Source organism: Bacillus sp. XT-2 (assembly GCF_025696525.1).
In the GTDB taxonomy this organism is placed as follows: Bacteria; Bacillota; Bacilli; order Bacillales; family Bacillaceae; genus Bacillus; species Bacillus halotolerans.
In genome coordinates this window covers 392694-413720 of record NZ_JAHVOC010000003.1, presented here as the reverse complement: position 1 = coordinate 413720, position 21027 = coordinate 392694, and the positions used below count along the sequence as shown (strand labels likewise).

Annotated in this window: 19 protein-coding genes and 1 riboswitch; all 19 genes read left to right on the top strand. The window is 43.8% G+C overall.

The window, feature by feature from the left end:
* Positions 1 to 6 precede the first annotated feature (6 nt).
* The gene (gene spoVE, locus KXD37_RS11785; RefSeq protein ID WP_003221421.1) at positions 7 to 1107 is read left to right on the top strand and encodes a stage V sporulation protein E; all 1101 of its coding nucleotides are present in this window, start codon (positions 7 to 9) and stop codon (positions 1105 to 1107) included.
* A gap of 123 nt (positions 1108 to 1230) precedes the next feature.
* Entirely contained in the window at positions 1231 to 2322 is a 1092-nt protein-coding gene (gene murG / locus KXD37_RS11780) for an undecaprenyldiphospho-muramoylpentapeptide beta-N-acetylglucosaminyltransferase (RefSeq protein WP_254518223.1), read from the top strand.
* 31 nt (positions 2323 to 2353) lie between these two features.
* Complete coding sequence (gene murB / locus KXD37_RS11775; RefSeq protein ID WP_106020659.1) at positions 2354 to 3265, top strand: UDP-N-acetylmuramate dehydrogenase; 912 nt, start codon at positions 2354 to 2356, stop codon at positions 3263 to 3265.
* Between the two features lie 129 nt (positions 3266 to 3394).
* Positions 3395 to 4186 carry a cell division protein FtsQ/DivIB gene (locus KXD37_RS11770; protein WP_024121318.1) on the top strand — a complete coding sequence of 264 codons (792 nt, stop codon included), beginning with the start codon at positions 3395 to 3397 and terminating at the stop codon, positions 4184 to 4186.
* The gene (locus tag KXD37_RS11765; RefSeq protein WP_059292825.1) at positions 4183 to 4878 is read left to right on the top strand and encodes a DUF881 domain-containing protein; all 696 of its coding nucleotides are present in this window, start codon (positions 4183 to 4185) and stop codon (positions 4876 to 4878) included. Before KXD37_RS11770 ends, KXD37_RS11765 begins: the two co-directional genes overlap by 4 nt.
* A gap of 21 nt (positions 4879 to 4899) precedes the next feature.
* Positions 4900 to 5607, top strand: a complete 708-nt coding sequence (locus tag KXD37_RS11760) for a DUF881 domain-containing protein (protein ID WP_095713794.1) — start codon at positions 4900 to 4902, stop codon at positions 5605 to 5607.
* Between the two features lie 17 nt (positions 5608 to 5624).
* Positions 5625 to 5990 (top strand): small basic family protein, encoded by a 366-nt coding sequence (locus KXD37_RS11755; protein WP_010334164.1) that lies wholly within the window; start codon positions 5625 to 5627, stop codon positions 5988 to 5990.
* Between the two features lie 174 nt (positions 5991 to 6164).
* Complete coding sequence (gene ftsA, locus KXD37_RS11750; RefSeq protein ID WP_103671379.1) at positions 6165 to 7487, top strand: cell division protein FtsA; 1323 nt, start codon at positions 6165 to 6167, stop codon at positions 7485 to 7487.
* A 35-nt stretch (positions 7488 to 7522) separates the two neighbouring features.
* Positions 7523 to 8671: a cell division protein FtsZ gene (gene ftsZ, locus KXD37_RS11745; protein WP_024121324.1), complete on the top strand. Its 1149-nt coding sequence runs from the start codon at positions 7523 to 7525 to the stop codon at positions 8669 to 8671.
* Between the two features lie 307 nt (positions 8672 to 8978).
* The gene (locus KXD37_RS11740; protein WP_263463537.1) at positions 8979 to 13286 is read left to right on the top strand and encodes a S8 family peptidase; all 4308 of its coding nucleotides are present in this window, start codon (positions 8979 to 8981) and stop codon (positions 13284 to 13286) included.
* Between the two features lie 194 nt (positions 13287 to 13480).
* Entirely contained in the window at positions 13481 to 14410 is a 930-nt protein-coding gene (gene spoIIGA, locus KXD37_RS11735) for a sigma-E processing peptidase SpoIIGA (protein WP_263463542.1), read from the top strand.
* Between the two features lie 62 nt (positions 14411 to 14472).
* Positions 14473 to 15192: an RNA polymerase sporulation sigma factor SigE gene (gene sigE, locus KXD37_RS11730; RefSeq protein ID WP_024121327.1), complete on the top strand. Its 720-nt coding sequence runs from the start codon at positions 14473 to 14475 to the stop codon at positions 15190 to 15192.
* A 139-nt stretch (positions 15193 to 15331) separates the two neighbouring features.
* The gene (gene sigG, locus KXD37_RS11725) at positions 15332 to 16114 is read left to right on the top strand and encodes an RNA polymerase sporulation sigma factor SigG (protein WP_010334169.1); all 783 of its coding nucleotides are present in this window, start codon (positions 15332 to 15334) and stop codon (positions 16112 to 16114) included.
* A gap of 156 nt (positions 16115 to 16270) precedes the next feature.
* Positions 16271 to 17065 (top strand): ABC transporter ATP-binding protein, encoded by a 795-nt coding sequence (locus KXD37_RS11720; protein ID WP_106020661.1) that lies wholly within the window; start codon positions 16271 to 16273, stop codon positions 17063 to 17065.
* Between the two features lie 8 nt (positions 17066 to 17073).
* Positions 17074 to 17176: riboswitch (TPP riboswitch) on the top strand.
* A gap of 90 nt (positions 17177 to 17266) precedes the next feature.
* Positions 17267 to 18547: an acetylornithine deacetylase gene (locus KXD37_RS11715; RefSeq protein WP_263463536.1), complete on the top strand. Its 1281-nt coding sequence runs from the start codon at positions 17267 to 17269 to the stop codon at positions 18545 to 18547.
* An 83-nt stretch (positions 18548 to 18630) separates the two neighbouring features.
* Positions 18631 to 18876, top strand: coding sequence for a YlmC/YmxH family sporulation protein (locus tag KXD37_RS11710; RefSeq protein ID WP_010334173.1), 246 nt, complete (start codon positions 18631 to 18633; stop codon positions 18874 to 18876).
* 161 nt (positions 18877 to 19037) lie between these two features.
* The gene (pgeF, locus tag KXD37_RS11705; RefSeq protein WP_095713799.1) at positions 19038 to 19874 is read left to right on the top strand and encodes a peptidoglycan editing factor PgeF; all 837 of its coding nucleotides are present in this window, start codon (positions 19038 to 19040) and stop codon (positions 19872 to 19874) included.
* Positions 19875 to 19880: 6 nt separating this feature from the next.
* Complete coding sequence (locus tag KXD37_RS11700) at positions 19881 to 20573, top strand: YggS family pyridoxal phosphate-dependent enzyme (RefSeq protein WP_024121332.1); 693 nt, start codon at positions 19881 to 19883, stop codon at positions 20571 to 20573.
* The gene (gene sepF, locus KXD37_RS11695) at positions 20570 to 21022 is read left to right on the top strand and encodes a cell division protein SepF (protein ID WP_024121333.1); all 453 of its coding nucleotides are present in this window, start codon (positions 20570 to 20572) and stop codon (positions 21020 to 21022) included. Before KXD37_RS11700 ends, sepF begins: the two co-directional genes overlap by 4 nt.
* Positions 21023 to 21027: the final 5 nt, after the last annotated feature.

The following is a 21027-nucleotide window of genomic DNA, read 5'->3' as shown; positions in this document are numbered from 1 at the left end:
ATTGATTTGACTACTAAAAAAACATCGCCTGATTTGTTATTGGTCATCATTACGTTATTATTATTAACAATTGGATTAATTATGGTGTACAGTGCGAGTGCGGTATGGGCGGATTATAAATTTGACGACTCATTCTTTTTCGCGAAACGGCAGCTGCTGTTTGCGGGCATCGGAGTTATTGCCATGTTCTTTATTATGAATGTTGATTATTGGACATGGCGGACATGGTCTAAATTGCTGATGGTTATCTGTTTTTTCTTGCTGGTGCTTGTTTTAATACCAGGCGTAGGCATGGTGCGGAACGGCTCAAGAAGCTGGATCGGAGTCGGCGCATTCAGCATACAGCCTTCAGAGTTTATGAAGCTTGCGATGATAGCATTCCTTGCTAAATTTCTCTCTGAAAAGCAAAAAAACATTACATCATTCAGACGTGGATTTGTCCCGGCGCTCGGCATCGTGTTTTCCGCATTTTTGATTATTATGTGCCAGCCTGATCTCGGAACAGGAACGGTAATGGTCGGTACTTGTATTGTCATGATTTTTGTAGCCGGTGCGCGAATCGCCCATTTCGTCTTTCTCGGGCTGATCGGCCTGAGCGGATTTGTCGGGCTCGTACTGTCGGCTCCATACCGGATTAAACGGATTACCTCTTACTTAAATCCATGGGAAGATCCGCTCGGCAGCGGCTTTCAAATCATTCAATCGCTATATGCGGTAGGGCCTGGGGGATTGTTCGGAATGGGGCTTGGCCAAAGCAGACAGAAATTCTTTTATCTGCCTGAGCCGCAAACGGACTTTATTTTCGCCATCTTGTCAGAGGAGCTTGGATTTATCGGCGGATCGCTTATTTTGCTTCTGTTCAGCGTGTTGCTGTGGAGAGGAATCAGGATCGCGCTCGGTGCACCAGATCTATATGGCAGCTTTGTGGCTGTGGGGATTATTTCAATGATCGCGATCCAAGTTATGATCAATATCGGCGTTGTGACGGGCCTTATTCCGGTAACTGGCATCACGCTGCCGTTTCTGAGCTACGGAGGTTCATCATTGACTCTGATGCTGATGGCTGTGGGTGTGCTGCTGAACGTGAGCCGGTACTCGAGGTATTAATGAATGTTATTAGTGAAGCGATCCTATGAAACAGGAAGCTGGGAAACAATTGATGCGATAACCCTGTCCATAAAAACAGGGTTATCGTTATGTTATAGAGAAACTGAGACTGGGGGAAGAGTTATGCGAATTGCAATAAGCGGAGGCGGCACAGGGGGACACATTTATCCTGCGCTTGCCTTTATCAAAGAGGTGCAGCGCCGCCATCCTGATACGGAATTTTTATATATCGGAACAGAAAACGGATTAGAGAAAAAAATTGTAGAACGGGAAAATATACCGTTTCGTTCGATTGAAATTACAGGTTTTAAAAGAAAGCTTTCATTTGAAAACGTAAAAACGGTGATGCGTTTTCTAAAGGGCGTTAAAAAAAGCAAATCGTATTTAGCGGAATTTAAGCCGGATGCCGTGATTGGAACGGGCGGTTATGTGTGCGGGCCGGTTGTATACGCTGCTGCAAAAATGGGGATTCCGAGTATCGTTCATGAACAAAACAGCCTGCCGGGCATCACCAATAAGTTTCTTTCAAAATATGTTAATAAAGTAGCAATATGTTTTGAGGAAGCAAAATCACATTTTCCAAGTGAGAAAGTTGTATTTACGGGAAACCCGAGAGCCTCTGAGGTCGTCTCAATAAAGACGGGCCGCTCAATGGCTGAATTCGGACTCTCTGAAGAGAAAAAAACCGTATTAATCTTCGGCGGAAGCAGAGGCGCCGCACCGATTAACCAAGCGGTCATTGATATGCAGGATGCGCTGAAATCAAGAGCGTATCAAGTACTGTATATTACGGGCGAGGTTCACTATGAGAAAGTAATGACTGAGCTGAAAAACAAGGGTGCAGCTGACAATATGGTCACAAAACCGTTTCTCCATCAGATGCCAGAATATTTAAAGGCAATTGATGTGATTGTAGCAAGAGCGGGTGCGACGACCATTGCGGAAATTACGGCACTAGGAATCCCAAGTGTGCTGATTCCAAGTCCGTACGTAACGGCGAATCACCAGGAGGTCAATGCGCGATCTCTCGGTCAGCATGATGCTGCGATTGTGTTGAAAGAAACAGAACTCAGCGGGGAAAAGCTGATTGAAGCGCTTGACCGGGTTGTGCTCGATGAACAAACATTAAAGGATATGAGCGAACGGACAAAGTCACTCGGTGTTCCTGATGCGGCTGCCCGTTTATACAGCGTACTCGAAGATTTGAAAAAATAATAGAAAAGCAAATGGAATGCGGAGGTTTACGATGGAGAAAGTGATACAAGAATTAAAAGAACGCGAAGTCGGCAAGGTGCTTGCAAATGAACCGCTCGCAAATCATACAACAATGAAAATCGGCGGTCCTGCGGATGTATTGGTCATTCCAAGCAGTGTAGATGCTGTCAAGGACATCATGGATGTTGTGACAAAATATGAAGTAAAGTGGACAGTCATCGGCCGCGGGTCAAACCTTCTTGTATTAGATGAAGGAATCAGAGGCGTGGTCATCAAGCTGGGTGCGGGTCTTGACCACTTGGAGCTTGACGGGGAACAAGTCACTGTCGGTGGCGGTTATTCAGTCGTGCGTCTTGCTACATCGTTGAGCAAAAAAGGCTTGTCGGGATTAGAATTCGCTGCCGGAATTCCGGGATCCGTCGGAGGCGCTGTTTATATGAATGCAGGCGCTCACGGGTCTGATATGAGTAAGATCCTTGTCAAAGCGCATATTTTATTTGAAGACGGCACGATCGAGTGGCTGACAAATGAGGAGATGGAATTCACCTACAGAACGTCCGTATTGCAAAAGAAACGCCCTGGTGTTTGTCTTGAAGCCGTTCTGCAGCTTGAACAAAAGGATAAAGAATCAATCGTTCAGCAAATGCAAAGCAATAAAGACTACAGAAAGAATACACAGCCGTATTCAAGCCCTTGTGCAGGAAGCATATTCAGAAACCCGCTTCCGAACCATGCCGGCAATTTAGTGGAAAAAGCAGGCTTAAAAGGATATCAAATCGGCGGTGCGAAAATATCGGAAATGCACGGGAACTTTATCGTCAATGCAGGCGGAGCATCAGCAAAAGATGTGCTTGATCTGATCGACCATGTGAAAAAGACGATCCGTGAAAAATATGAGATTGAGATGCACACAGAGGTTGAAATCATCGGTGAAAATCGCTGATTCAAGTTCTGAACTGAAGCTGTTCATATGATATACTGTAAGCAAACGACAAACGGCATCATAGTATGCCGTTTGTTTTGGAATAGGCAGACTTTTAAGGCTGTTTCATTTGAATGAGGTGAACAGGCAATGAATCCGGGGCATGACCGAGAAAAAATCGTAAATATTGAAGAGCGGATCCCTAAAATTAAAGAGCAGAGAAAACAGAAGGCAAACCGCCGGCTTATTTCATTTATTATGCTCTTTTTTATGATGGTGCTGATCATCGTGTATCTGCAGACACCGATCAGTAAAATTTCATCAATCTCTGTTACCGGCAATGAGAATGTTTCCAAAAAGGAAATTATTGATCTTTCCGATATAAAAAGCGGAGATACTGAATTTTGGAGTCTGGATAAGAAAAAAACAGCAAAAAAGATTCAGCAAAATAAATTAGTAAAAAAAGCAGAAATCAGCAAATCCCTTCCTAATAAAATCAACATTGCGATCGAAGAATATAAAGCGATTGCTTATTTAGAAAAAGACAATGTGTATTATGAAGTCCTTGAAAACGGTTCAGTTTTGCCAGACGAAGTAACGCCGGATGATGCGGGACCGATTTTGGTGAATTGGACAGACGCTAAAAAACGTGTTCAGATGGCCAAGCAGCTCGATGCTTTGTCAAATTCTATAAAACAATCGATTTCAGAAGTGTATTATACTCCTGTCAAAATGGATCAAAACCGGATTAAATTATATATGAACGACGGGTATGTCGTCACTGCATCCATCAAAACCTTTGCAGACCGAATGAAAACGTATCCTTCTATTATTTCACAGCTCAGCGGCAGTAAAAAAGGGATTATTCATTTAGAAGTTGCAACCTATTTTGAGGAGTTTGGAAAAAGCGATTCGTCTGCCAAAAAGGAAGATGAAAATTGAGAGGCAAATCAGCCGTCCTTCTTTCTTTGATTATGCTTATCGCCGGCTTTTTAATTTCTTTTTCTTTTCAGACGACAAGAGAAAACCACAAAAGCATGACAGAGACGGAAGAATGGAAAAAAGAATATGCCCTGCGGGATGAACTGCTGAAACAAGAGAAAGAAAACAAGGACCTTGAAAAAGAACTGTATCAAAAGCAGAACAAAGTCCGTCAGACTGAAAATAAGCTGAAGAACGAAAAAACCGAATACTATAACGTCCTGGAAGATGTAGAAAAGTACAGAATGTATATTGGGGAAGTCGGTGTACAAGGAGAGGGCGTTCAAGTGACTTTGGAAGATGCTTCTTACATACCGGAAGGAGAGAACGTGAACAGCTACATCGTTCACGAAAGTCATCTCTTTCAAGTCATAAATGAACTGTATATATCTGGTGCGGCAGCCGTCTCCGTCAACGGCCAGCGGCTGACCCATGATTCCTACATCAAGTGCAACGGGCCGGTCGTAACGGTAGACGGGGTGCAGCACCCCGCCCCGTTTGTCGTTTCTGCCATCGGAGATCCTGATGTCCTGCTTCCTTCGTTAAATATAGCAGGAGGCCTGATCGATCAGCTTTCTATGGATCATATTTCTGTTACCGCAGAAAAAAAGAAAAATGTACAAATGGAACCCATTCTGAAAACGAAGGAATGACTGGAAAAGCGGGTGAAGTGATTGAAAATAAAGCGTTCCTTCATTAGCATCAGCGTGCTTATGGTTATATTCGGCCTTATGATATCTGTTCAATTTAATTCTTTAAAGCATCCACAAGTCCGAGATACAAGAGATATGTGGGATATAAGAGAAGAGCTTACATCAGAGCAGAAGAAGCAGGAAGAGCTGCTGGCTGAAATTAAAAAATATGATAAATTGCTGAATACCTATACGCAAAACAAAGAATTGACAAAAGAAACAGCGCTCAATAATACGTTACAAACCTTAAAAAAAACAGCCGGCATGACCGATATAACAGGTAGCGGAATTGTCATCACCCTTTCTCCGCTTTTTTCTGAAAGCGTAACTGGAGAGGCGATCAAAAATCCACCGCCGGATTTACTAAAGAAGCTGATCAATGAACTCAACTCCTATGGTGCTGAGCATATCTCAATAAATGAGCGAAGAGTTGTGAATTCTTCAGTGATACGGGACATAAACGGCACAACAAAAATAGACGGATACAGCCTTGATGATTATCCTTTAACAGTAAAAGTGCTTGCTGAAGATCCGGACAAGCTGTACAGCAGGGTAAAGGGGTCCGATTTAGAGGATATCTTTGCTTCTGAAAATGTAGCGTTAAAAGCAGGTAAATCTGACAGCAGCCTGACTTTAAAAGCTTATGACAGAGCAGTGGACGTACAACAGCTAAAACCGCTGAAAGACTAAAAGGGAGGAGAATTGTCATGTGGCTGCCCGTGCTTGGACTCGTGCTCGGAATAACGATCGGATTGATGACAAACTTAACGATACCGAGTGAATACTCAAATTATTTATCACTTGCGGTGCTTGCTGCACTTGATACTCTAATCGGCGGAATCAGGGCGCATTTACAAGGTACATATGATGAAATGGTATTTGTTTCCGGTTTCTTTTTTAATATTATATTGGCAATAAGTTTAGCTTTTCTGGGAGTCCATCTTGGTGTAGACTTGTATTTAGCAGGTATATTCGCATTTGGAGTCAGGTTATTTCAGAATATAGCCGTTATAAGAAGAAATCTACTAACAAAGTGGACTCTTTCTAAAAAAAATAAAAAAAATGTGATATAAAAGAGGATATACATAGGATATAACGAATATTTTCAATAAACATAAAATGTGAAAAGCACATAAGGAATATTCCGTTGTTATTTTTTGTTACACACTTGTAAAGCCACATTCATTGTATTGTTGTTCCGCAAATAATAGAATAGAAATGATCGAAATGTGAGGAGGTGCCATAGAATGAACAACAATGAACTTTACGTCAGTCTTGACATCGGTACGTCCAATACAAAAGTGATCGTCGGAGAAATGACAGATGATTCCCTAAATATTATCGGTGTGGGAAATGTACCGTCTGAAGGGTTGAAAAAAGGCTCAATCGTTGATATAGATGAGACCGTTCATTCTATAAGAAAAGCGTTTGACCAAGCTGAAAGAATGGTAGGTTTTCCGCTTAGAAAAGCTATTGTCGGCGTTAATGGAAATTATATCAATATTCAAGATACAAACGGTGTTGTAGCAGTTTCCAGTGAAAATAAAGAAATTCAAGTAGAAGATGTCCGCCGCGTCATGGAAGCGGCTCAGGTTGTTTCAATACCGCATGAACAGCTGATAGTCGACGTCATTCCTAAACAATTTATCGTAGATGGAAGAGATGAAATTACCGACCCGAAAAAAATGCTAGGTGTGCGTTTAGAAGTAGAGGGCACACTGATCACCGGTTCAAAAACAATATTACATAACTTGCTTCGCTGCGTTGAAAGAGCCGGTGTTGAAATAACTGATATTTGTCTACAGCCGCTGGCAGCCGGTTCTGCTGCTTTGTCAAAGGATGAGAAAAATCTCGGTGTGGCTCTCATTGATATAGGCGGAGGGTCAACCACCATTGCCGTGTTCCAGAACGGACACCTGACTTCTACCCGTGTCATTCCTCTCGGAGGCGAAAATATCACCAAAGATATCTCCATCGGATTGAGAACGTCCACAGAAGAAGCGGAACGTGTGAAAAAACAATTTGGACATGCCTACTATAACGAGGCTTCAGAAGATGAAGTATTTGAGGTAACCGTTATAGGCACCAATCAAAAACAAACATTTACACAGCAGGAAGCAGCGAATATCATTGAAGCAAGAGTCGAAGAAATTCTTGAGATTGCTTCAGACGAACTTCGCAATATGGGAATTAGCGATCTGCCGGGAGGCTTCGTGCTGACAGGGGGGCAAGCAGCAATGCCTGGTATCATGTCACTAGCGCAGGATGTGCTGCAAAACAATGTCAGAGTGGCGAGCCCGAATTATATCGGTGTAAGAGATCCTCAGTATATGACGGCAGTTGGCATGATTCAATTCGCCTGCCGGAATGCAAGAATTCAAGGCAGAAAAATTGGCTTCAAGATGCCTGAAGAAGCGATACAGGAAATCGCCGTCTCATCAGCAGAGGAACAAGAGCAGCATCATCACCAAAATGAGATGCAGCAACGGCCAAAAGGAAAACAAAAAACACAAGCCGAACATAACAAACAGAGCAAAATGAAAAAACTATTAAGCATGTTTTGGGAATAGATAGATAGTCATTCGGCAGATTAGGAGGATTTAGCATGTTGGAGTTCGAAACAAACATAGACGGCTTAGCATCAATTAAAGTAATCGGAGTAGGAGGCGGCGGTAACAACGCGGTCAACCGAATGATTGAGAATGAAGTGCAAGGAGTAGAGTACATCGCGGTAAATACGGACGCTCAAGCTCTTAACCTGTCAAAAGCGGAAGTGAAAATGCAAATCGGCGCAAAGCTGACTAGAGGATTGGGAGCAGGTGCGAATCCGGAAGTCGGGAAAAAAGCCGCAGAGGAAAGCAAGGAGCAGATTGAAGAAGCGCTAAAAGGCGCTGACATGGTATTCGTAACAGCTGGTATGGGAGGCGGAACAGGAACAGGTGCCGCACCGGTTATTGCGCAAATCGCAAAAGATTTAGGAGCATTAACAGTCGGAGTCGTTACAAGACCGTTTACGTTCGAAGGTCGCAAAAGACAGCTGCAGGCGGCGGGCGGAATTTCTGCAATGAAAGAAGCGGTGGACACGCTGATTGTGATCCCGAACGACCGTATTCTTGAAATTGTTGATAAAAACACGCCGATGCTTGAAGCATTCCGTGAAGCTGATAACGTACTCCGTCAGGGGGTTCAAGGTATTTCTGACCTGATCGCTACTCCTGGTCTCATTAACCTAGACTTTGCTGATGTGAAAACGATCATGTCAAACAAAGGATCTGCTTTAATGGGTATTGGTATTGCGACTGGAGAAAACCGTGCTGCAGAAGCTGCGAAAAAAGCCATTTCCAGTCCGCTTCTTGAAGCAGCAATTGATGGCGCGCAAGGCGTCTTAATGAACATTACTGGCGGAACAAATCTGAGCCTTTATGAAGTTCAGGAAGCAGCAGACATTGTCGCTTCTGCATCTGATCAGGATGTAAACATGATTTTCGGTTCTGTTATTAACGAAAATCTTAAAGACGAGATTGTGGTTACGGTAATTGCCACTGGTTTTATCGAACAGGAGAAAGATGTTACGAAACCCCAGCGTCCATCATTAAACCAGAACATCAAATCACATAATCAGAGTGCTCCAAAACGTGAGCCGAAACGAGAGGAACCGCAGCATCAAAACACAGTCAGCCGTCAAACCTCACAGCCGGCTGACGATACGCTAGATATTCCGACATTCTTAAGAAACCGCAATAAACGCGGCTAATTGAAAGGACAAAATCGTTTTCGATTTTGTCCTTTTTTTATTTTTTCCTCAACCATTTCCATTCATATATTATGTCTTTTGCACTATGTCTTCCTACACATAACAACAAATCAACCTATTATACCTACTGATATTTCATGACCATATCATCATTTTTATTTATATGGAAATAAGATGACAGAAAACGACAATATCTGTAATTGAGATTGTCTACAGTTAACGTACAACGAAGCTTTGACAAACAAATTGAATGTTAAAGGAGGGACGACATTTTTTTACAAAGTGGTTTAAAAAAGGGGGATAAAAAATGAGGAAACAAACGAAAAACAGACTGATCAGTTCTGTTTTGAGTACAGTTGTCGTCAGTTCACTGCTGTTTCCGGGTGCAGCCGGGGCAAGCAGCAAAGGCGCTGCTTCTTCTGTAAAACAGGAGCTTCAATCTTCTGAATCGATTCAAAACAAGATTTCCAGCTCATTAAAGAAAAGCTTTAAAAAAGAAGAAAAAACTACCTTTCTGATCAAATTTAAAGATCAAGCTGATACCCAAAAAGCAGCAAAATCAGCTGTCAAAAAAGCGAAATCTAAAAAGCTGACCGCTGCTAAAACGGAATATCAAAAGCGTTCGGCCGTCGTGTCTTCGTTAAAAGTGACAGCTGATGAAGCTCAGAAAGACGTCTTGAAATATTTAAACAGCCAGAAAAATAAAGGGAACGCCGATGATATTCACTCCTATTATGTGGTAAATGGAATTGCTGTACATGCTTCAAAAGAAGTCATGGAGAAAGTGGCGCAGTTCCCTGAAGTAGAAAAGGTGCTTCCGAATGAAAAACGGCAGCTTTTTAAGTCATCCGCTTCCCCATTCAATATGAAAAAAGCACAAAAAGCGATAAAAGCAACTGACGGTGTAGAATGGAATGTAGACCAAATAGACGCACCGAAGGCTTGGGAGCTTGGCTATGACGGAACGGGTACGGTTGTCGCCTCCATTGATACCGGGGTTGAATGGGAACACCCTGCATTAAAAGAAAAATATCGCGGGTTTCATCCGGAAAGCCCCAATGAGCCTGATCATGACATGAACTGGTTTGATGCTGTAGCGAACGAGTCAAGTCCATACGATGATCTTGATCACGGCACTCATGTAACAGGTACAATGGTTGGCTCTGAGCCTGATGGCACGAATCAAATTGGTGTCGCACCTGGCGCAAAATGGATTGCTGTTAAGGCGTTTTCTGAAGATGGCGGGACAGACGCTGACATTTTGGAGGCTGGTGAATGGATTTTAGCTCCAAAGGACGCAGAGGGCAACCCTCATCCGGAAATGGCTCCGGATGTCGTCAATAATTCTTGGGGCGGGGGCTCCGGCCTTGATGAATGGTACAGAGATATGGTCAATGCCTGGCGGGCGGCCGACATTTTCCCGGAATTCTCTGCGGGAAATGCTGATCTCTTTAACCCGGGAGGACCTGGTTCTATTGCGAATCCTGCCAATTATCCGGAAGCGTTTGCGACCGGAGCGACTGATATTAACAAAAAGCTTGGCGATTTTTCACTTCAGGGACCGTCGCCTTACGATGAAACAAAGCCGGAAATTTCTGCTCCAGGCGTAAACATCCGGTCTTCAGTTCCCGGCCAGACATATGAAGACGGATGGGATGGCACGTCGATGGCAGGACCGCATGTTTCTGCTGTTGCTGCGCTATTGAAGCAGGCAGACGCCTCACTTTCTGTCGATGAGATGGAGGATATATTGACAAGCACGGCTGAGCCATTAACGGATTCTACATTCCCTGACTCTCCGAATAACGGATACGGTCATGGTTTGGTGAATGCTTTTGATGCCGTATCAGCGGTTACAGACGGTTTAGGAAAAGCAGAAGGGCAAGTTTCTGTCGATGGGGAAGATGAGGAGCTGCCTGGCTATCAGCATGAGAAAGTACATGAAGCTTATGAAGGTGCCAGCCTTCCGCTTACCTTGACAGCTGAAGACAATGTGAGTGTGACATCCGTGAAATTGTCCTATAAGCTGGATCATGGCGAATGGAACGAGGTCAAAGCTAAACGAATCAGCGGAGATCATCTGAAAGGAACGTACCAGGCGGAAATCCCAAGTATAAAGGGGACCGCATTAAGCTATAAGTGGATCATTCAGGATTTTGGCGGCCATGTTGTAGAGTCTGACATATATGATGTAACCGTGAAACCTAGCATCACTGTTGGATACAAACAGGATTTTGAAACAGAACTAGGCGGCTGGCTTACGAGCGGAACAAATAATAACTGGGAGTGGGGAGTTCCGGAATCAGGCCCTAATGCAGCTGCATCAGGAGAAAAAGTATATGGGACAAACCTGACTGGAAATTATGCCAATGGAGCGAATATGAATCTCACTATGCCTCCAATTGACGTGCCTGATTCAGGCGGCCTGTTTCTTCAATTTAAAAGCTGGCACAACCTGGAAAATGATTTTGATTATGGCTACGTTTTTGTTTTACCGGAAGGCGAAACGAATTGGGAGCAGGCAGGGGTCTATAACGGAAAGACTTCAAACTGGACCAGCGAAGAAATTAATTTATCCGCATACAGAGGCCAAAACATTCGAGTGATGTTTAACCTTCAGTCTGATGAAAGCATTGCAAAAGAGGGCTGGTACGTTGATGATGTTCAGCTTTCAGACAAATCTTCCGGGAAAACAGCCAAAAAGAATAAGCTGGGCGTACAAAAACCGGCAGAAAAGCAAAAGAAAAAAGCGGTTAATCCAAAAAAGGCTAAGCCATCAACAAATACAGCTGCCAAAACAAAACATAGTGCTGATATGCAGCCGCAAGCATTGCCGCTCAGAGCACAGGTCAGTGTGGTTGAAACAGGAAAATCAACCTATTCAGACCAATCAACCGGACAGTACAAGCTGACGCATAAAGCAGGAGACTACACGCTTATGGCAGAAGCTTACGGCTATCAATCAAAAACGCAAAAAGTGTCTTTGCAGGCAGATCAGACAACCCAAGCTAATTTTACGTTAGAAGAAATAAAGAAAGGCACATTAAAAGGCACTGTCATCAATAAAACAACAGGAGAGCCGGTAAAAGGCGCTTCCGTCTATGTTATCGAGGATGCCGCTGTTGAACCGGCAACTACAAACGACAAAGGAGAATATACACTTGAGGCCTACGAGGGCTCTTACACCATTAAAGTGGCTGCACCGGGCTATTACAGTGATGAATTTTCCGTTGATTTAAAAGGTGATATCACGAAAGAAACTGTGCTGAAGCCTTTCGTCGGTTATCCAGGCGAGATCGGATACGATGACGGAACAGCGGAGAATGCAAATTCCTATTTCGCGGCCGGAAACGGATGGGCGGTTAAAATGTCACTTGCTGACGGCAAGGAAAAAGGCATGCTGACAGGAGGGCTATTCAGATTCTGGGATACGGAGTTCCCTGATCCTGGCGGCACAGAGTTTAAGGTCGAGGTTTACGATGCTACAGGGAAAGATGGAGCACCCGGCAAAAAAATTGCGGGACCATATAACGCGGAAGCTCTTCGTAATGGCGAATGGACGAAAGTCGATCTCAGCTCGAAGGGGATTATGGTTGATAAAGACTTTTATCTTGTATATATCCAGTCAAAACCCGATCCATATTCACCAGGCTTGGCAATGGATGAAACCGGGCAGTACTCAGATCGCAACTGGCAGTATGTTAACGGAACATGGCAAAAAGGAGATAAAGAAGACGGCAACTATATGATTCGCGCGTTAGTCGATTATGAAGCTGCCGTACCTGTCATTACTTCTCCTGAAGATAAAGCATACACCAATAAGGAGAACGTCACGGTAAAAGGAAAGGCATCTCCGGGGACGACTGTAACCCTTTATAATGGTGATAAAGAAGCAGGGGAAACGAAAACTGCCGAAGATGGCACGTTCGAGGCAGGAGTTTCACTCAGCAAAGGGGAAAACAAGCTGACAGCGGCTGCATCAACAGACTCCGGAACGACAGATGCTTCAAGTCCTGTCACGGTCACACTTGATCAAGACAAGCCTGAACTGACGCTCGACAATCCAAAGGATGGCGAGAAAATCAATAAAGAAGCGCTGACTGTTAAAGGCACTGTTTCAGATGACAACTTGAAAGAAGTAAAGGTTAATGGCAAAAAAGCAACGGTCACAGACGGTTCCTACTCTGCCCGTATCCTTTTGGAAAACGGAAGCAACGAAGTAAAGGTGACAGCCACTGACTTAGCAGGCAACAAAACGACGAAAAAAGCTGTCGTCGATGTGAATTTTGACCAGCCAGTCATTACCGGACTGATTCCTGGTGAGGACAAAACCTTAAAAGCCGGTGAATCGGTCAAAATCGCTTTTTCAAGCGCGAAAGGTGCAGATGCAACGTTTGTCATTCGCCTGCCGCTCACAAATGCAAGAGCGAATGTACAAAACGCTACCGAGCTGCCGTTAAGAGAAATTTCTCCGGGACGATATGAAGGCTACTGGACAGCAACTTCTTCTATTAAAGCAAACGGAGCTAAAGTAGAGGTTATCGTTCGAGACGGTTACGGCAATGAAACCAGAAAAACAGCGAATGGAAAACTTTATATCAATACTGAAAAGTAAGTGTAAGAAAGCTGCCGCTCTTGGCAGCTTTTTTTCTATATACTCTCATTTATTCCCTCGACAAATTAAGCAGTTATCCCTGAAAAATTGTATGGGCCTCTCAACATTAATTGACAGACTTTCCCACAGAGCTTGCTTTATACTTATGAAACAAGAAGGGGAACAGCGTGATGCAAGAAAGAAAGGGGTCAGGTGTGAAAATCTATTTAGATGTCATTTGGCTGTTAAACTTTTGTTTTGACGCACTGTTGCTTTTACTGACGGCTTTTATTTTGAAACGCCATGTGAAAAAAAGAAGATTGATAGGCGGCGCGTTTATCGGGTCAAGTATTGTCCTTTTGATGTTTACTCCTTTCTCGCCGATCGTTGAGAACCCGGCCGGAAAGCTCGCTTTTTCGGTTGTCATTGTGCTCGTGACATTCGGTTTTAAGCGGTTTCGCTATTTCTTTCAAAATTTGTTTTCCTTTTATTTTGCTACTTTTCTAATGGGAGGGGGAATCATCGGAGCACATTCATTGCTGCAGTCAAACTCTATTGTCAGAAACGGTGTCATGATCACCAATCAAACCGGATTTGGCGACCCGATCAGCTGGATGTTTATCGTGGCTGGCTTTCCCGCATTATGGTTTTTTTCCAAAGGAAGAATCGAAGATATTGAAACAAAAAACATTCAATATGAGGAACGAGTCAGGGTACAGGCGGACCTGGGCGGCCAAACACTGCACGCAAGAGGCCTGGTGGATTCCGGCAACCAGCTGTATGATCCGCTCACAAAAACGCCGGTCATGATTCTTCACATTGATAAGCTTGAACCAATTTTCGGAGAGGCTGAAACGGTGATTATCCGAAATGCAGACCCGATGGAAGCGATTGAACAGCTTGATGATTCGTTTCGTTTTTTAGATAAAATGAGGCTGATCCCATATCGGGGAGTAGGCCAGCAGCATCAATTTTTATTATGTATCAAACCGGATCATGTAACGATTATGACAAAAGATGAAATGATTTCCGCGGATAAATGCTTAATCGGCATCAGCACGTCAAAGCTGTCGGCAGATGGAGATTTTGACGCGATTATTCATCCGAAAATGCTGTCCGGAAAGGCCATTAAGCACGTATCCTAATGTTCGCAAATGTCCGTTACTTATCATACTCATAAGACGTGACATTTAGAAGGGAGAGGAAGATGAAAAAACTTAAATTGCGGTTGACGCACCTCTGGTATAAGCTGCTGATGAAACTGGGCTTAAAAAGCGATGAAGTGTATTACATAGGAGGGAGTGAAGCTTTGCCGCCGCCATTATCAAAAGACGAGGAGCAGGTTCTATTAATGAAGCTCCCAAGCGGCGACCAGGCGGCCCGCGCTATTTTGATCGAACGCAACCTGCGGCTTGTCGTCTATATCGCACGGAAATTTGAAAACACGGGAATTAATATTGAAGATTTAATCAGCATCGGCACCATTGGATTAATCAAAGCTGTGAATACCTTCAATCCGGAAAAGAAAATCAAGCTGGCTACATATGCCTCTCGCTGTATCGAGAATGAAATCCTGATGTATTTAAGGAGAAACAACAAAATCCGTTCAGAAGTTTCTTTTGATGAACCGCTTAATATTGATTGGGACGGCAATGAGCTTCTGCTTTCTGATGTGCTGGGCACGGATGACGACATCATCACAAAGGACATTGAAGCAAATGTAGATAAAAAGCTTCTAAAAAAAGCGCTCGAACAGTTAAATGAGAGGGAGAAACAAATCATGGAACTGCGTTTTGGGCTCGTCGGCGAAGAGGAAAAGACCCAAAAGGATGTTGCGGATATGATGGGGATTTCCCAATCCTATATTTCCCGTCTGGAAAAAAGAATCATTAAAAGATTGCGAAAAGAATTCAACAAAATGGTGTAAAAAATTTTTGCGGGTTAATCCCTTGATTCTACAAGGATTTCCCAATTATGACTATTTTTCGGTTTGAGTGCAGTGCATATTTTTCCCACCCGAGGAGATACTTAACGTTGTACAGCAGCTCCTGTAGGGAGGGAAAAAAGTGTCGAGAAATAAAGTCGAAATCTGCGGGGTGGATACCTCCAAATTACCCGTACTCAAGAATGAAGAAATGAGAAAGCTGTTTAGGCAATTGCAGGACGAAGGTGATGATTCAGCCAGAGAAAAGCTTGTAAACGGGAACTTGCGTCTTGTCTTAAGTGTCATTCAAAGATTTAATAACAGAGGGGAGTATGTTGATGACTTATTTCAAGTCGGCTGTATCGGACTAATGAAATCCATTGATAATTTTGATCTAAGCCACAATGTTAAGTTTTCAACATACGCTGTACCTATGATTATCGGAGAAATCCGCAGGTATTTGCGCGATAATAACCCGATACGTGTCTCGAGATCACTCAGGGATATCGCATATAAGGCACTTCAGGTAAGAGAGCGGTTAATCAGTGAGACAAGCAAGGAGCCGACGGCAGAGGATATCGCCAAAGTTCTTGAAGTACCGCACGAAGAAATCGTGTTCGCACTCGACGCCATTCAAGATCCGGTATCTCTTTTTGAACCGATCTACAATGACGGCGGAGATCCGATTTATGTCATGGATCAAATCAGTGATGAACGCAACAAAGATACACAATGGATTGAAGAGCTGGCTTTGAAAGAGGGCATGAGAAGACTGAACGAGAGGGAAAAAATGATTTTAAGAAAACGGTTCTTCCAAGGAAAAACGCAAATGGAAGTAGCTGAAGAAATCGGCATTTCCCAGGCACAGGTGTCCAGACTGGAAAAGGCAGCAATCAAACAAATGAATAAGAATATTCATCAATAGCATGCACGCCGAAAGCCTTTAAAACAATTTCTGTTTTAAAGGCTTTTCTATTTGGAAACGAGCGGTTTACGTTTTCGAAAAAGTAAGGTATCCTAGTCCGTACACAGTTTTGTGAAAATTAAAATAATTATTCGGCTTGGAAAGAGGAGGACCACAATGATTTTGCAGCTTGACAATGTCTCACTAAAACGGAATGGAAAATGGATACTAAAGAATATTCATTGGAAAGTAGAAGAAAAGGAGAATTGGGTGCTTTACGGATTAAACGGAGCTGGGAAGACCGCGCTGTTAAATATGTTATGCTCTTACTATTTTCCGACAGCAGGCGAGATGCAGGTGCTTGGTCATGTATTCGGAAAAACGGAGCTGGGAGATAAACTCAGACGAAAAATCGGCCTTGTCTCAGCGGGTCTTCAGCAAAAATTGTATCCGGCAGATTCAGCTTTTGAAATTGCTCTGAGCGGGGCATATGCTTCGATTGGCTTGTATGAAACACCAAGTGCGGAAATCAGAGAAAAAGCGATTGCCCTGCTCGAGGACTTAGGAGCCATTGATTATGCCGACCGCCGCTACGAAACTCTTTCTCAAGGAGAGAAACAAAGAGCTTTAATCGCAAGAGCGCTAATGGCTGATCCGGAGCTGCTTATACTGGACGAACCAGTTACAGGACTTGATTTTATTGCCCGGGAAAAACTGTTAGATACGATTACGCACATTGCAAGCAGGGAAAATGCGCCGTCTATTCTTTATGTTACGCATCATGCGGAAGAAATTTTGCCGATTTTTGATAAAGCCCTCTTGTTAAAAAAGGGAGAAGTCTTTAGGTCAGGACAAATGAAAGACATGCTGACAGACGAATCATTTTCTTCTTTTTTTGATACGCCGATCCGTGTATTATGGAATCAGGATCGTCCGTTTTTAACAAGAGCTGAGCCGGTGACAAATGCATAACAACATACGATTCATCCTGGGGGTGCTTTCGAAGCTGAGAGAGACGCTTGTCTCAACCCTTATTGACCTGATCTGGATCATACCAGCGGAGGGAAGCGGTGAAAAAAGCGGAGAATGCAGCAGCTTGCACTCTGCTTTCTTTATTAAGCCGTTTCATGAATATGAAACGGCTTTTTTCTATTAAAAATAGGAGCGGATAACATGATTGATCAAGTAGAATCTTTACTGAAAAAAGCGGAAGAACAAAAAGACGAGCTCATTGAGCTTGCGAAAACGCTGATTTCTTTTAAAACACCGGCGCCGCCTGCGAGAAATACAGACAGCATCCAAACATGGATTGCACAGTTTTTGCTTGAACGGGGGTTTTCCATCGACAAATGGGACGTTTATCCAGGAGATCCCAATGTTGTGGGTGTTTTAAAGGGAACAAATTCAGCAGCCTATCAAAGTTTAATCATCAATGGGCATGTCGATGTGGCAGAGGTAAAAGAGGGCGAGGACTGGGTGCATGACCCATTTTGTCCCAGTGAGAAAAACGGTTTCTTAATCGGCCGGGGCGCTTCAGATATGAAAGGCGGAATGGCCTGTGTGCTGTTTGCTTTAAAGCTGATTCGTGAAGCGGGCGTTGAGCTCCCGGGCGATTTGATTCTGCAATCGGTCATCGGGGAGGAGGTCGGAGAGGCCGGCACGCTTGAATGCTGCAAAAAGGGCTATCACGCAGACTTTGCAGTTGTGGCGGATACGAGCAATATGCATATTCAAGGTCAAGGCGGAGTGATTACAGGCTGGATCGAAATCAAAAGCAGTCAAACGTTTCACGATGGAACAAGACGCAATATGATCCACGCTGGCGGAGGAACATTCGGGGCGAGCGCGATCGAAAAAATGGCAAAAATCATTTCTGGACTCGGTGAGCTTGAGCGCCATTGGGCCATTATGAAACGTTATCCCGGCTTTGCACCCGGTACAAACACAATTAATCCCGCTGTTATAGAAGGAGGCAGACATGCGGCCTTTATAGCGGATGAGTGCCGGCTGTGGATCACAGTCCATTTTTACCCGAATGAAACGCATGAACAAGTGGCAGCGGAAATAGAAGATTACATCAACCGGCTGAGTGACAGTGATATTTGGCTGAGGGAAAACCGTCCTGTCTTTAAATGGGGAGGCTCTTCAATGATTGAGGAAAGAGGAGAAATTTTTCCGGCCTTGGAAATTGATCCGGCTCATCCTGGCGTTTTAGCCCTTACAGCGTCACACGAGGAAATCAAACGCGAACGCCCGGTCGTTGACGTCTCTCAGACCGTAACCGATGGCGGATGGCTTTATAATGCCGGTATCCCAAGCGTGATCTACGGACCTGGCAATTTATATAATGCTCATTCCGTTAATGAGGAGGTATCGATTGAGCAGCTCGTAGATTATACGAAAATCATGCTCACATTCATCCTTAGATGGTGCAGCCGTAAAAAAGAACAATGATCATGAAAATTTCTCCTTGCTGACAAGGTTCAGCCCGCCCGTTCATATACTAGAAAAAAGGACCGAAAAAGGACGTGATGGGAATGATCAGCATTTCAGAATTTCAGGTGAAAGATGTCGTCAATGTCTCTAACGGAAAAAAATTGGGGAGCATCGGCGATATTGATATCAATGTCACTACAGGAAAAATTCAGGCGATTATACTAGGGGGAAATGGAAAAGTTCTCGGTTTTTTTGGAAAGGAAGAGGAAATGGTCATTCCTTGGCGAAATATAGTTAAAATCGGAGAAGATGTCATTTTAGTCCGATTAAGTGAATCCCACGCTTAACCTGCTTTTTTGCTGCTGATTGTCAAATGCCGGAAGTCTGAACTCTTCCGGCACATTTCATTTATGAAATATGTAAATCGGCGCTAAACGAATGCAGAAAGATGTGGTAAAATAAGTGGGAAATTACGCCTTATAAATGTTTGTCGAAAGGTTGGATCATCATGAATACATATCACCCATTCAGTCTCACCACCCCCTCGACACTCATGATACAAGACTGGAAACAAACGAATCAAAACGATGCAGAAGTCATTGCCGGATTTACTACGAAAAACGGCGGTGTCAGTCAAAAACCTTTTGAGTCGTTAAATACAGGATTGCACGTTCATGACAAAGATGCAGATGTGGTTAAAAATCGTGAATATATAGCCGATATGTTTAATATTGATTTGCAGTCTTGGGTATTTGCTGACCAGACACACGACAATCGCGTCCAAAAAGTGACGCAGAGGGATAGGGGAAAAGGCGCCCGTGAGTATCACTCAGCTTTTAAAGCAACAGACGGGCTCTATACAAATGATAAAAATGTATTTTTGGCATTATGCTTTGCTGATTGTGTGCCCCTATTCTTTTTCGATCCGGTGAAATCGCTTGTCGGGATCGCTCATGCCGGATGGAAAGGCACGGTCAAACAGATTGGCAGAGAAATGGTGAAGCAATGGACCGAACAGGAGGGCTCGAAGCTTTCTGATATATACGCTGTTGTCGGACCGTCTATCTGCGGTGCGTGCTATACGGTAGATGACCGTGTGATGAATGCTGTCCGCGCATTGCCGTTTTCAGCAGATCGCGCCGTGAATCAGACGGGGCAGGGGCAGTATCAGCTTGACCTGAAAGAGCTGAACCGACTCATACTGATTGACAGCGGTTTGGCAAATGAGCAGATTTCTGTCAGCGGTTTATGTACGGAAAGTGAGCCGTCACTTTTCTTTTCCCATCGGCGAGATCAGGGGAAAACAGGACGGATGATGTCCTTTATCGGAATGAAGGAGGCATAAAAGATCTTGCGTGTTGTTGATCATTTACGACATATAAACGAACGAATAAACGAAGCATGTAACAGATCGGGCCGCAGATCCGATGAAGTTACGGTTATTGCAGTCACAAAATATGTGTCGCCTGAAAGAGCACAGGAGGCGGTCGATGCGGGCATCACGTGCCTCGGAGAGAACCGGGACGCCGAACTGCTTCGCAAACAGGAAATCATTAAAGGAAATCCGGAATGGCATTTTATCGGCAGCCTTCAATCAAGAAAAGTAAAAGCTGTCGTCAATTCAGTTTCCTATATTCATTCCCTGGACCGGCTTTCATTAGCGAAAGAAATTGAAAAACGGGCTGAAGGTGCTGTCCAATGCTTTGTGCAGGTCAATACCTCGCTTGAGCCCTCTAAACACGGCATGAATAAAGAAGAAGTGATACCATTCATACAGGAGCTTTCCGGCTTTGACAACATTGTTGTGGCCGGACTGATGACAATGGCTCCACTGACTGATGACCAAGATGAGATTAGAAGCTGTTTCCGAACGCTTAGAGAACTTCGTGATCAGGTTCAAGAGCTGAAACAGCCGAACGCTCCATGTACAGAACTGTCGATGGGCATGTCAAATGATTTTGAAATCGCGATTGAAGAAGGGGCTACTTATATTAGAATCGGCTCATCGTTAGTCGGAAATGAAACAGGGGGTGTACAGCAATGAGTATGAAAAATAAACTGAAAAACTTTTTCTCAATGGATGAAGAAGAATACGAATACGAATATATTGAAACTGAGCGGGATTCTCATGAAGAACAGGAACAAAAAGAAAAACCTGCTTATAATGCCGGTAAACCAGCAGCCAAACAGAATGTAGTAAGCTTGCAAAGTGTTCAGAAATCCTCTAAAGTGGTGTTGAGTGAGCCGCGCGTTTATGCGGAGGCGCAGGAAATAGCCGACCATCTGAAGAACAGGCGGGCAGTTGTCGTCAATCTTCAGCGGATACAGCATGACCAGGCGAAACGGATTGTTGACTTTTTAAGCGGCACCGTTTATGCCATTGGCGGCGATATCCAAAGAATCGGTTCAGATATTTTCCTATGCACGCCTGACAACGTAGATGTTTCAGGCACAATTTCTGAGCTCATATCTGAAGACGATCAGAGGTGGTAAAGCGA

Excerpts from the sequence above, each read along its gene's own strand:
- murG (WP_254518223.1), top strand. The coding sequence starts at position 1,231 with ATGCGAATTGCAATAAGCGGAGGCGGCACAGGGGGACACATTTATCCT.
- KXD37_RS11715 (WP_263463536.1), top strand. The coding sequence starts at position 17,267 with ATGATTGATCAAGTAGAATCTTTACTGAAAAAAGCGGAAGAACAAAAA.
- ftsZ (WP_024121324.1), top strand. The coding sequence starts at position 7,523 with ATGTTGGAGTTCGAAACAAACATAGACGGCTTAGCATCAATTAAAGTA.
- KXD37_RS11710 (WP_010334173.1), top strand. The coding sequence starts at position 18,631 with ATGATCAGCATTTCAGAATTTCAGGTGAAAGATGTCGTCAATGTCTCT.
- KXD37_RS11720 (WP_106020661.1), top strand. The coding sequence starts at position 16,271 with ATGATTTTGCAGCTTGACAATGTCTCACTAAAACGGAATGGAAAATGG.
- pgeF (WP_095713799.1), top strand. The coding sequence starts at position 19,038 with ATGAATACATATCACCCATTCAGTCTCACCACCCCCTCGACACTCATG.
- KXD37_RS11755 (WP_010334164.1), top strand. The coding sequence starts at position 5,625 with ATGTGGCTGCCCGTGCTTGGACTCGTGCTCGGAATAACGATCGGATTG.
- KXD37_RS11770 (WP_024121318.1), top strand. The coding sequence starts at position 3,395 with ATGAATCCGGGGCATGACCGAGAAAAAATCGTAAATATTGAAGAGCGG.
- sepF (WP_024121333.1), top strand. The coding sequence starts at position 20,570 with ATGAGTATGAAAAATAAACTGAAAAACTTTTTCTCAATGGATGAAGAA.
- murB (WP_106020659.1), top strand. The coding sequence starts at position 2,354 with ATGGAGAAAGTGATACAAGAATTAAAAGAACGCGAAGTCGGCAAGGTG.
- ftsA (WP_103671379.1), top strand. The coding sequence starts at position 6,165 with ATGAACAACAATGAACTTTACGTCAGTCTTGACATCGGTACGTCCAAT.
- KXD37_RS11740 (WP_263463537.1), top strand. The coding sequence starts at position 8,979 with ATGAGGAAACAAACGAAAAACAGACTGATCAGTTCTGTTTTGAGTACA.
- sigE (WP_024121327.1), top strand. The coding sequence starts at position 14,473 with ATGAAAAAACTTAAATTGCGGTTGACGCACCTCTGGTATAAGCTGCTG.